Below are 11020 nucleotides of genomic sequence, written 5' to 3' on the forward strand. Positions count from 1 at the left end.
TCGGCCGATGGTCGGCCCCTTTTCTTTAACCTAAGTTGGGTGATCCACTTTGCGCAATCGTTGCCAATTCGGAGGTACCGACGACTCAAACTTACATGTATCAGGTCATCGTGATGTTAATCCTGATCTAAGGGAACCGCAGACGATGATACGATCGGAGTTGGTGCAGGCATTGTTGAAGGACAATCCCGGCCTGTCCCAGCGCGATGTCGAGGCGATCGTCTCGACCTTCTTCGATGAGATTACTGGTCGGCTTGCCGCCAACGGCCGCGTCGAATTGCGCGGTTTTGGAGCTTTCTCCACCCGTGCGCGCGATGCGCGTGTCGGACGGAATCCGCGCACTGGCGAAACGGTCGATGTCGATGCCAAGCGCGTGCCGTTCTTCAAACCCGGCAAGGAAATGCGTCACCGCCTCAACGTCGCGTGAATCGGCGGCCCGCTATGGGTTGACGCGGCGCGTCACAACGGCTTCGTGGCCGATGATGCGCGGGCGTGGCGGAATAGGTAGACGCTGGGGACTTAAAATCCTCTGCCATTGGCGTGCGGGTTCGAGTCCCGCCGCCCGCACCAGCATCGTTCGCTTGACCGCGGCGACCTTCCTCGCGCTGGCCACGATGTCGTGCGGCCGGCGAGCCGATGTCGGCGCCGTCGTCGTCAGCGTGATCGGCACCACGCCCCACGTCGCCGGACGCGATCGCGCTGACCTGTCGACGCCGAACCGCCTACTGACCGATTCGCTTGCCGAGGGGCTGGTCCGGTTCGACGCGGTCGGGCAGATCGAGGCTGGCGTCGCCGAACGCTGGATCGTCATCGACGACGGGCGCAGCTACATCTTCCGCCTTCGCGATGCCGCATGGAGCGACGGTACGCCGGTGTTGGCGCGCGATGTCGTCCCCCTGCTCCGTCGCCAGATCGCGCGCGGTGCCGCGAACCAGATCGCACCCTATCTGACCGCCGTCGCCTCGGTCGTCGAAATGACTCCCGAGGTGATCGAGATTGAACTGGCGAGACCGCGCCCTGACCTCCTCAAACTGTTCGCGCAACCGGAAATGGCGCTCGTTCGCGCCGCGCCGGCCGGTGGAGCGGGACCGTTCCGACGGCGCGATGGCAGCCGCGATGGCATCCTGCTGACCCCGGCGCTCGATCCCGACCGCGACCCCGACGAAGAACGCCCGACCCCCGAAGAGAACGTGCTGCTGCGCGGCGAGCGCGCCGCGATGGCGATCCTGCGCTTCGTCGAGCGTCACTCCGATCTGGTCAGCGGCGGGACGATCGACGACTGGCCGATCCTGCAAGCCGCCAACCCCGCGCCCGCGAACGTTCGCATCGATCCCGCCGCCGGGCTGTTTGGGCTGGCGATCGTCAGGCGTGAGGGTTTTCTTGCGGACGCCGACAATCGCGGCGCCATCGCGCAGGCGATCGACCGCGCCGATCTGACCCGCAGCATCTCCGGCGACTGGCCGGCGCGCGAGACCGTCCTGCCCGAGCAACTCGACTCGGGAGCCCCGCCAATGGTCCCGGCATGGGCGACCCTGCCCCCGAGCAACGCCCCGCAGCGGCGCGGACGCGCGTCGCGGCGTGGCGCACGGCGAACGGCGACGCGCCGGTGGTCCGTATCGCGCTGCCCGCCGGACCCGGCGGAACGATCCTATGGGCACACGTCGCGCGGGATCTTTATGCCATCGGCATCAAGCCGGTGCGCGTCGCGCGCGACGATCCGGCCGCCGACCTGCGCCTCGTCGACCGGGTCGCACCCTATGACAATGCGCGCTGGTATCTCGCCGAAGCGTGTGTCGCCTGCTCTCCCGAGGCGCGCGACGCGATCGACGCCGCGCGCCTGGCCGACACGCTGCCGCAGCGTGCCGAGGCGGCGGCGCTCGCCGATCGATTGCTGACGCAGGATGTCGCGTTCGTCCCGCTCGCAAGGCCATTCCGCTGGTCGCTCGTCGCGCTTCGTCTGCGGCAATGGCAGCCCAATCCCCGCGCGTGGCACCCATTGAACCGGCTGCGCGCCGACCCCAATTGATTTCCATGAACGCTCGCCCCACGCCGCTGAACGCCGGCCTCTTCGACGGCCTGCCCGTCGGCACCGATCCCGCCGCCGTCCGGCGCCGCGTCGAGGCGGTCGAACGGTTGCTGGAGGGGCTCTACGTCATTCCAGGGATCAACCGCCGCGTCGGTCTGGACGCGATCGTCGGACTGGTGCCGGTGGTCGGCGATCTCGTCGCGGGCGCGATGGGCATGTGGCTGGTGTGGGAAGCGCGCAATCTCGGCATGGGGCGGCTGGCGCTGATGGGGATGACGGCACGGGTCGGCTTCGACACCGTCCTGGGCATGATCCCGGTCGTGGGCGACGCCGCCGACTTTTTCTACCGCTCGAACACGCGCAACCTGAAGCGGATCAAGAAGCACCTCGATCGCCACCATCCCGCCACCGTCACGCTCGATCGCTGAGACCGGTACGCGTCACGCCGCGGCAGGCACGAACACCGTGCCGCCCGGCATCGCGCGCGGCACACCGGTCGTCCCCGGGAAGCTGATCGGCAGCCCCGCCAGCGTCCGCACCGCCATATAGGCGAAGCCCTCCGCCTCCAATCCGTCGCCATGCCAGCCGAGCGCATCGACGGGCTCGGGGATAAGCCCGGTATGCTCGGCGATCATCCGCAGCATCGCGGGATTGTGGCGCCCACCGCCCGCCACCAGCAATCGCCGCGGCGCGACCGGCAGCAGCGTCAGCGCGTGCGCAACGCTCGCCGCGGTGAAGGCGGTCAACGTCGCCGCCCCGTCTGCTGCCGACAACCCGCGCGCCGCCTGAACGGTGAAGTCGTTGCGATCGAGCGACTTGGGGTATGGCGCATCGAAGAACGGATGGTCGAGCAGCGTATCGAGCACCGTTTCGTCGACGCGCCCCGAGGCCGCGAGTGCGCCATCCTTGTCGAGGCGCGCGCCGCTTTCCTGCTCGACCCATGTATCGATCAGCCCATTGGCCGGGCCGGTGTCGAAGGCAGCGACCGCCTCTCCATTGTCGATCAGCGTGACGTTGGCGACGCCGCCGAGATTGAGGACCGCGACCGGCCCGTCCAGCGCAGCGGCAAGCGCAGCGTGATAGATCGGGAGCAACGGCGCGCCCTGCCCGCCTGCCGCGACATCGGCGCTGCGAAAGTCGGCGACGGTGCGGATGCCGGTGACGTTGGCAAGCACCTGCCCGTCGCCGATCTGCCATGTCCAGCGCCGGTCGGGACGATGCGCAACCGTCTGGCCGTGAAAGCCGATCACGCCGACATCCTGGGGCGTCGCGCCGGCGTCACGAAGCAGCTTTTGCACGGCCAAGGCGTGGGTCCGCGTGATCAGCGCCGCCGCCTCCACCAGCGGCGGGCTGGCGCGTGGGCGCGGATAGGTGAGCGCAATCGCGGTCGCCTCCGCCAGTTGCGCGCGCGCTGCGTCCGAATAAGGCTCGCCGCGAAATGCGATGTGTCGAACCGCCTGCTGCCCATTGGTTTCGATCAGCGCCGCGTCGATCCCATCCAGCGACGTGCCCGACATCAATCCGATCGCCAGCATCCCCGCCTCCCTCTGTACCGAAACAGCCGCCGCTATCGCGCGTGCCGGGCCCACTGGCAAATCGCGTCGTCGCGCATTATGTGCGGACGATCCCATGGCAACGCAAATCCCCTCACCGCCCCGCGTGGGCATGGTCTCGCTCGGCTGTCCCAAGAACCTGGTCGACAGCGAACGGATCCTGACCCAGCTCCGCGCCGATGGCTATCAGATGTCCGCCGATTATGCTGGCGCGGATGTCGTGCTGGTCAACACCTGCGGCTTCCTCGACTCAGCCAAGGAAGAATCGCTCGAGGCGATCGGCGAAGCGATCGCCGAAAACGGTCGCGTGATCGTCACCGGTTGCATGGGCAAGGAAGCCGAAACGATCCGCACCCGTTTCCCCGGCGTGCTCGCGATCACCGGCGCGCACGAATATGAGCAGGTGGTCGAGGCGGTTCACGCCGCCGCGCCTGCCTCGCTCAGCCCGTTCGTCGATCTGATCCCGGATGCCGGGCTGAAGCTGACGCCGCGCCATTACAGCTATCTGAAGATCTCCGAGGGCTGCAATCACCGCTGTTCCTTCTGCATCATCCCGTCCTTGCGCGGCGATCTGGTCAGCCGCCGTCCCGACGCGATCCTCCGCGAGGCGGAGAAGCTGGTCGCAGCGGGAACGAAGGAACTGCTGGTCATCAGCCAGGATACGTCCGCCTACGGCATCGACATCCGCGACCAGTCGCGGATGTGGAAGGGTGCGGAGGTCCGCCCGCACATGACCGATCTCGCGCGCGAACTGGGCAAGATCGCGCCTTGGGTGCGGTTGCATTACGTCTACCCCTATCCGCACGTCGATCAGGTGATCCCGTTGATGGCGGAGGGGCTGGTGCTCCCCTATCTCGACATCCCCTTCCAGCACGCAGCCCCCGCTGTGCTACGGCGGATGAAGCGCCCTGCCAATGACGCGAAGGTGCTCGGACGGATCAAGGCGTGGCGCGACATCTGCCCCGATATTGCGATCCGCTCGACGTTCGTCGTCGGTTTCCCCGGCGAGACCGAGGAAGACTTCCAGTATCTGCTCGACTGGCTCGACGAGGCGCAGCTCGACCGCGTCGGTGCGTTCCGGTTCGAGCCCGTCGAGGGTGCGTCGGCCAATGCGCTGCCCGATCCGGTGCCCGAAGCGGTCAAGGAAGAACGCTACGCACGGATCATGGAAAAGACCGCCGCGATCTCCGCGGCGAAGCTGGCCGCGAAGGTCGGCCGCCGGCTGGACGTGATCGTCGACGCGGTCGATGCCGAAAGCGGCGGCGCGTCCGGACGGTCGATGGCCGATGCGCCGGAGATCGACGGCGAAGTGCATTTGCGCGATGCCGGGCATCTCGCGCCCGGTGACATCCTGCCGGTGCTGATCGAGGAAGCGGACGACCACGATTTGTTCGGCGTTCCGGTCTAATCGGGCTCGCCCACCTTTCATCCCGAAAAGCAGCTTCCATACTATTGGTTAACCCGGCGCTTCTAGACCGGACCGACCATCGATGGAGCTTTCATGCCGCGCCGAATCCGGTCTCTCTTGTCGCTATTGAGCGCCGATGTGGCTGCTCATGCGGATCGATCCGAGGCGATCGCGGGGCAGACGCGGCTCCTGGCGCTCAATGCAGCGATCGAGGCTGCGCGATCGGGTGAGGCCGGGCGCGGCTTCGGTGTCGTCGCGCAGGAAGTGAAGACATTGGCGGCACAGGCGAGCAGTTCGTCGCGCGCCTTCCGCGAAGAATTGCTCGGACGCCTGCATCAAGGCAGCGAAATCGCCGCCGACCTGGTCCGTGAACTCGAAGGCGGCCGGCTGGGTGAACTCGCGCAGTCGATCGCCGACGCGCTGTCACGCACGTTGTTCGACCGCACGATCGACGTTCGGGTTCTGGCGAGCGATCATGCCGTACGCGAGAGCCTGTTGCTGCCCGGCGACGTGCGCGCCGAAACGCGCGCGCTGGAGCGGATGCGATCGCTGCTCGGATTCTCACCCTACTTCCTCAACGCCTTCGTCGTCGCGGCCGATGGTCAGGTCGGGGTGTGCGCGCACGACAATGCCGCGGTGCGCACGGTGCGCTTCGAAAACTACAGCCAGTTTCGCGGCGTGATGGATGGACCGCTGCCCAACGGTTGGGCCACCGACGAGGTGTGGCCCAATCCCTGGTCACATGACCGCAAAGTGTTGATCTTCGTCGCGCCGGTCGTGGTGGAGGGCGTGACGATCGGGGTCTGCTATCTCGAATATGACTTCGAGGGGCAGGTTGCGCGGTTGATCGACGTGATGAACCGCTCCTCACAACGCGCCACGATCTCGATCGTCGATTCGCAGGGCCGTGTGGTCGCCACTACAGGAACGCGCCGCTTCCATGAGCGGCATCCTTTCGCGATCGATGCGCCCGGCGGCCGCGTCCAATCGCTCGATCGGCTGGTGGTCGCGCAGGCAACGGTGCCGAGCGATCATGGCGTTGCAGGGCTGAACTTCCGCTGCGTTATCGAGGATCATCTCGCCTCCGACAGCGATGTGCTCGCGGCGATGGCTGCCTGATCTTACAAGACTGTCGACGGACGATTGTCGCCGGTCAGACGGTACCGGCGGGCGGCTCAAGGACCCGCATGGCGAGCGTTCGCAGCGCCTGTGCCTCGATCTCGTCGACCGGCGTGCGCACTGTCCTGCTGGAGACGCACAACACCCCAACCGCGAGCCCGGCGGCATTGACTATCGGCGCTGCGGCAAAAAACGGATCAAGCCGACGCGAACGAACGGGTTCGAGCCAAACCGGTCGTCGGTCATCGTGTCGGGCACGCAAAACAGATCGGCCGGCGCGACGAGTGCGTGCGCGGACATCGATCGCGCCCGGTCGTAGCGTCCCAATTGCCCGCCCGATGAAGCAACCACGATCTGCAGATCGTCAACGATCACTGCGACCCCCGCCCAATCGGCGTTGACGACCTTCCGCGCTGCCATCGCAATCGCGTTCAGCCGCGGATCGTTCACGCGATCAAGTAACCCGGACTCTCGAGCAGCGACGTTGCGGGCATGTTCGTTGGAGGGAATGGGTGCCGGGGAGTAAAGGGTCACCGACACTTAGGAACATTCCTCTTCCAGCCAGAGCGATCCCCGTGCATCTTCGTCACAAGATGTGTTCAAGCTGATAGGAGCACCTGTCATCTAGACTTTCTAGTAACCTAAATGACTCTCTTCGCTGTTTGATCCTACGCGGTTTTTTACGGATGTTTCATAGTGGGACAATAACGGGAATACCCTCGTTTTTGCCTCTTCTCAAAGTCCGTTAGCCGTTCGCGGCTAGCCGTCATAATGATGGTTGAAGCTTTCGAAGCTTCGTCGCGGCGCGCTAAACGCCCGTCACGCAGCTAAAACATGCGGGCCGGATACAAGACGCGCATGTGCAGCGATGCTGACCGCGCCCGCTTGCGGTGAACCGAAATGCTAAAGACAGAACAGCGCGAAAGGCTTAAGCTCGATCCACCGAACGGCGGTAGCGCCACATAAAGTGGCGTCCGGCCTGCGGCCGGAAATGGTGCCCAGAAGAGGACTCGAACCTCCACGACCTTGCGGTCGCCAGCACCTGAAGCTGGTGCGTCTACCAATTCCGCCATCTGGGCACGGGGTAGGCCGGTGCCTCTATGGGCGGGTGCTGGGGGTGTCAACACGATTTTGTCTCGCATCTGTCACTTTTTTGCAGCGCGGCATGGAAAGCGGCTAAACCTTGTCAACGCAGGGTGCGGCGGGCAAGGCACGCGCAGAGCTAAAGGGCTTTCGAGATGAAGGACGGCATGGACAACAAGCTGGTGACGCTGATCGGCGGCGGGGGTTTCCTCGGCCGCTACATCGCGCAGGCGCTGCTGTCGGCGGGCGCGCGGGTGCGCATCGCGCAGCGCGACCCGCGACAGGCATTCTTCCTGAAGCCGCAGGGCGGGCTCGGGCAGACGCAATTCGTCGCGGTCGACGTGACACGGCCAGAGACGATCGCCAACGCGGTTCACGGCGCGGACGGCGTCGTGAACCTGGTCGGCACGTTCGCGGGCAATCTGGCGCGCGTGCATGTTGATGGCGCGCGGCATGTCGCGGAAGCGGCGGCGAAGAACGGCGCGGCGCTCGTCCATGTCTCGGCGATCGGCGCCGATGCGGGCGGCGACTCGCTCTATGCGCAGACCAAGGGCAAGGGCGAGGATGCGGTGCGTGCCGCCTGCCCATCCGCGACGATCCTGCGCCCCTCGACCGTCTTCGGCCGCGAGGATCAGTTCGTGAACCGCTTCGCCGGGATGATCGCGCGGCTGCCGGTGGTGCCGGTGCTCAAGCCGTCGGCGCGCTTCCAGCCGGTATTCGTCGGCGACGTCGCCCGTGCCGCAGTGACCGCGCTGTCCGATCCCGAAACCTTCGGTGGCCGCACCTTCGAACTCGGCGGGCCGGAAGTGTTGACGATGCTGGAGCTGCACCAGCGGATCGCGCGCCACATCGGTCGGGCGCCGCATTTCGCGCCATTGCCCGATGCGCTCGGCGGTGTGCTCGCCGCGCTGCCCGGAACGCCGATCACCGCCGACCAGTGGAAGATGCTCGGGCATGACAGCGTCGTCACCAACGGGGCTGAAGGCCTGATCGCGCTCGGGATCGGCGCGACGCCGCTCGACGCGGTCGCCCCCGAGTGGCTCGTCCGGTACCGCAAGGCGGGCCGTTTCGGCATGATCGAACGCGCGGCAGGCTGAACCCTGTCGCGGCCATCCATTGACGAGGACCGCGCGTGAACGACCTTCTTACCATCATCCTGCTCGGCATCGTCGAGGGGGTCACCGAATTCCTGCCGGTTTCCTCCACGGGCCATCTCGTGCTCGCGGGTTCGCTGCTCGGGCTGTCGGAAGGTGATGCGACCTTCGATATCGTCATCCAGCTCGGCGCGATCCTTGCGGTGGTCGTGCTGTTCTGGGGCCGCTTCATGCGCGTCGGCGCCGGGCTGCTCCGCCGCGAACCGCAGGCGATCCAGTTCACGCGCAACGTCCTGCTCGGCTTCCTGCCCTCAGCCGTCGTCGGCGCGATCGCTTATTCCGCGATCCGCGCGGTGCTCGAGGCGCCGGGGACCGGCCCGTTTGTCGTCGCGGTCGCGCTGATCGTCGGCGGTATCGCGATCCTGTTCATCGAGCGCGTCGCGCCGCACGCCGTCCCCGGATCGGTCGAAACGATGCGCTGGAAGACCGCGCTGTCGATCGGCGTGGTGCAGTGCCTCTCGATGATCCCCGGCGTCAGCCGCTCGGGCGCAACGATCATGGGCGCGCGCGCGATGGGCGTCGATCAGGAGACCGCCGCCGAGTTCAGCTTCTTCCTCGCGATCCCGACGATGATGGGCGCGACCACGCTCGCCCTGTGGAAGAGCCGGCATGATCTCGGCAACGCCCACCTTTCCGCGATTGCGATCGGCTTCGTCATTTCGTTCGTGGTCGCGATGGTGGTGATCCGCTGGTTCATGGCGATCGTCACCAAGCATGGCTTCGCACCGTTCGCCTGGTATCGAATTGTGGTCGGTGTGGTGGCTCTCGCAGCATTGGCGATGCGGTAAGCATCAAATCGGACCTTATTTATAGGTCTTCTTGCAAGCTAGTCGCAGCTACTCAGTCAGAATCCGATTTTATAGGTTAGCTACACTGTCGTAAATGCCGAATTGCTCGTGACAGCGCGCAAATCGTGTGAGAGGTCGGCGATCGGAGGACACCGATGGCCGACATGCTCAAGTTCGTTGAACGCCCGCAATCCTATCCGGCCAAGCGCGCCGCCGATGCGCGCGCCGAGGATTTCCGCGAGATCGCCGAGCGCTATGCGATCCCCGCTGCCGAGGACCAGGCCGGGCGTTGTTCGCAATGCGGCGTGCCCTATTGCTCGGTGCATTGCCCGCTCCACAATCACATTCCCGACTGGTTGCGCCTGACCGCCGAGGGCCGGCTGCGCGAAGCCTATGAGCTGAGCAACGCCACTTCGACCATGCCGGAGATCTGTGGCCGCATCTGCCCGCAGGACCGTCTGTGCGAGGGCAATTGCGTCATCGAGTTCAGCGGCCACGGTGCGGTGACGATCGGCTCGGTCGAGAAATTCATCACCGACACCGCGTGGGAAGAAGGCTGGGTCGAACCGCTCGTCCCCGGCCCGGCGCGCGGTCAGTCGGTCGGCGTGATCGGTGCCGGCCCGGCCGGCCTCAGCGCCGCCGAATATTTGCGCGGCCACGGCTACGAGGTGCACGTCTACGATCGCCACGATCGCGCCGGCGGACTGCTGACCTATGGCATCCCCGGCTTCAAGCTCGAGAAGCCGGTCGTGATGCGCCGCGTCGAGCGGCTCAAGGCCGGTGGCATCGTCTTCCACGAAGGCTTCGAGGTCGGCCGCGACGCCACGCTCGACGAGTTGCGGTCGCGCCACGATGCGCTGCTGATCGCCACCGGCGTCTACAAGGCGCGCGCGATCGACGTCGCGGGCAATGACCTGAACGGCGTCGTCGCCGCGCTCGACTATCTGACCGCGTCCAACCGCAAGAGCTTCGGCGATGCGGTCCCCGAATTTGAGGACGGCCGGCTGAACGCTGCCGGCAAGAACGTCGTCGTGATCGGCGGCGGCGACACTGCGATGGACTGCGTCCGTACCGCGATCCGTCAGGGCGCGACATCGGTGAAGTGCCTCTACCGCCGCGACCGCGCCAACATGCCCGGCTCGCAGCGCGAGGTCGCCAACGCCGAGGAAGAAGGCGTCGAGTTCGTCTGGCTCTCCGCCCCCGCGAGCTTCGCGGGTGAGGACGGCGATGCGACGACGGTGCGCGCCAACCGGATGCGGCTCGGCGCGCCCGACGCCAGCGGCCGTCGCGCGCCAGAGGTCGATCCCGGCGCGGCCGAGGACATGCCCGCCGATCTGGTCATCAAGGCGCTCGGCTTCGACGCCGAGGAACTGCCGAAGCTGTGGGGCGCACCCGAACTGGGCGTGACGCGCTGGGGCACGGTGCTGGTCGACAGCAAGACGCTGATGACCTCGCTCGACGGCGTGTTCGCGGCGGGCGATATCGTCCGCGGCGCGTCGCTGGTCGTCTGGGCGATCCGCGACGGGCGCGATGTGGCGGCGACGATGCACAAATATTTGAAGGCGAAGGCCAAGGATGCGAAGGTGGCGGCATGAGGTTGCCGCCGGACTATGTCGCGGCGATCAAGGAGGCCGCGCGCGAGGCGTTCGGCGCCTCGGCCGTCGTGCGCCTGTTCGGCAGCCGCGTCCACGACGACCTGCGCGGTGGCGATATTGATCTGCATGTCGAGGCAGATCCTCTGGATGACGAGTGGCGCGCGCGCGGCGTGTTCGAGGATTTACTGTTTCGCCAGATTCCCCCGCAAAAGGTTGACGTGATCGTGACGCAGCGTGGCAAGGCACCACGCGGGTTCGAGCGCATTGCCTATCGCGACGGGCTGGCGTTGTGAC

Annotated in this window: 11 protein-coding genes, 2 tRNA genes and 1 pseudogene; 11 read left to right on the forward strand and 3 right to left on the reverse strand. The window is 66.3% G+C overall.

The window, feature by feature from the left end:
• Positions 1-145 precede the first annotated feature (145 nt).
• From QP166_RS10515 to QP166_RS10535, 5 genes and pseudogenes are all read left to right on the forward strand, one after another.
• Positions 146-427, forward strand: a complete 282-nt coding sequence (locus QP166_RS10515; protein WP_333915867.1) for an integration host factor subunit beta — start codon at positions 146-148, stop codon at positions 425-427.
• A gap of 59 nt (positions 428-486) precedes the next feature.
• Positions 487-570, forward strand: a tRNA-Leu gene (locus tag QP166_RS10520).
• A 44-nt stretch (positions 571-614) separates the two neighbouring features.
• Positions 615-1448 (forward strand): annotated as a pseudogene (locus QP166_RS10525) (ABC transporter substrate-binding protein); the annotation flags it as partial.
• Between the two features lie 74 nt (positions 1449-1522).
• Positions 1523-2026: a hypothetical protein gene (locus QP166_RS10530; RefSeq protein ID WP_333917396.1), complete on the forward strand. Its 504-nt coding sequence runs from the start codon at positions 1523-1525 to the stop codon at positions 2024-2026.
• A 5-nt stretch (positions 2027-2031) separates the two neighbouring features.
• Positions 2032-2454, forward strand: coding sequence for a DUF4112 domain-containing protein (locus QP166_RS10535; protein WP_333915868.1), 423 nt, complete (start codon positions 2032-2034; stop codon positions 2452-2454).
• 12 nt (positions 2455-2466) lie between these two features.
• Here QP166_RS10535 and QP166_RS10540 read toward each other — a convergent pair whose 3' ends face one another.
• Entirely contained in the window at positions 2467-3561 is a 1095-nt protein-coding gene (locus QP166_RS10540) for an anhydro-N-acetylmuramic acid kinase (protein WP_333915869.1), read from the reverse strand.
• A 94-nt stretch (positions 3562-3655) separates the two neighbouring features.
• Between QP166_RS10540 and rimO the strand changes: the two genes are divergently transcribed.
• Both rimO and QP166_RS10550 read left to right on the forward strand, forming a co-directional pair.
• The gene (rimO, locus tag QP166_RS10545) at positions 3656-4987 is read left to right on the forward strand and encodes a 30S ribosomal protein S12 methylthiotransferase RimO (protein ID WP_333915870.1); all 1332 of its coding nucleotides are present in this window, start codon (positions 3656-3658) and stop codon (positions 4985-4987) included.
• Positions 4988-5125: 138 nt separating this feature from the next.
• Positions 5126-6106 (forward strand): methyl-accepting chemotaxis protein, encoded by a 981-nt coding sequence (locus tag QP166_RS10550; protein WP_443027208.1) that lies wholly within the window; start codon positions 5126-5128, stop codon positions 6104-6106.
• Positions 6107-6277: 171 nt separating this feature from the next.
• Here QP166_RS10550 and QP166_RS10555 read toward each other — a convergent pair whose 3' ends face one another.
• Positions 6278-6526 (reverse strand): hypothetical protein, encoded by a 249-nt coding sequence (locus QP166_RS10555; protein ID WP_333915871.1) that lies wholly within the window; start codon positions 6524-6526, stop codon positions 6278-6280.
• 572 nt (positions 6527-7098) lie between these two features.
• A tRNA-Leu gene (locus QP166_RS10560) sits at positions 7099-7185 on the reverse strand.
• A gap of 171 nt (positions 7186-7356) precedes the next feature.
• Here QP166_RS10560 and QP166_RS10565 point away from each other — a divergent pair.
• The 4 genes from QP166_RS10565 (at position 7357) to QP166_RS10580 (ending at position 11019) form a co-directional block, all read left to right on the forward strand.
• Positions 7357-8286: a complex I NDUFA9 subunit family protein gene (locus QP166_RS10565; protein WP_333915872.1), complete on the forward strand. Its 930-nt coding sequence runs from the start codon at positions 7357-7359 to the stop codon at positions 8284-8286.
• Between the two features lie 35 nt (positions 8287-8321).
• Complete coding sequence (locus tag QP166_RS10570; protein ID WP_333915873.1) at positions 8322-9131, forward strand: undecaprenyl-diphosphate phosphatase; 810 nt, start codon at positions 8322-8324, stop codon at positions 9129-9131.
• A gap of 155 nt (positions 9132-9286) precedes the next feature.
• Positions 9287-10726 carry an NAD(P)-dependent oxidoreductase gene (locus QP166_RS10575; protein ID WP_333915874.1) on the forward strand — a complete coding sequence of 480 codons (1440 nt, stop codon included), beginning with the start codon at positions 9287-9289 and terminating at the stop codon, positions 10724-10726.
• Complete coding sequence (locus QP166_RS10580) at positions 10723-11019, forward strand: hypothetical protein (protein ID WP_333915875.1); 297 nt, start codon at positions 10723-10725, stop codon at positions 11017-11019. Before QP166_RS10575 ends, QP166_RS10580 begins: the two co-directional genes overlap by 4 nt.
• The last annotated feature ends 1 nt before the right edge of the window (position 11020 follow it).

This window comes from Sphingomonas sp. LR60, from assembly GCF_036855935.1.
GTDB lineage: Bacteria > Pseudomonadota > Alphaproteobacteria > Sphingomonadales > Sphingomonadaceae > Sphingomonas.

Excerpts from the sequence above, each read along its gene's own strand:
- QP166_RS10565 (WP_333915872.1), top strand. The coding sequence starts at position 7,357 with ATGGACAACAAGCTGGTGACGCTGATCGGCGGCGGGGGTTTCCTCGGC.
- QP166_RS10515 (WP_333915867.1), top strand. The coding sequence starts at position 146 with ATGATACGATCGGAGTTGGTGCAGGCATTGTTGAAGGACAATCCCGGC.
- QP166_RS10530 (WP_333917396.1), top strand. The coding sequence starts at position 1,523 with ATGGGCGACCCTGCCCCCGAGCAACGCCCCGCAGCGGCGCGGACGCGC.
- QP166_RS10580 (WP_333915875.1), top strand. The coding sequence starts at position 10,723 with ATGAGGTTGCCGCCGGACTATGTCGCGGCGATCAAGGAGGCCGCGCGC.
- QP166_RS10540 (WP_333915869.1), bottom strand. The coding sequence starts at position 3,561 with ATGCTGGCGATCGGATTGATGTCGGGCACGTCGCTGGATGGGATCGAC.
- QP166_RS10575 (WP_333915874.1), top strand. The coding sequence starts at position 9,287 with ATGGCCGACATGCTCAAGTTCGTTGAACGCCCGCAATCCTATCCGGCC.
- QP166_RS10535 (WP_333915868.1), top strand. The coding sequence starts at position 2,032 with ATGAACGCTCGCCCCACGCCGCTGAACGCCGGCCTCTTCGACGGCCTG.
- rimO (WP_333915870.1), top strand. The coding sequence starts at position 3,656 with ATGGCAACGCAAATCCCCTCACCGCCCCGCGTGGGCATGGTCTCGCTC.
- QP166_RS10555 (WP_333915871.1), bottom strand. The coding sequence starts at position 6,526 with ATGGCAGCGCGGAAGGTCGTCAACGCCGATTGGGCGGGGGTCGCAGTG.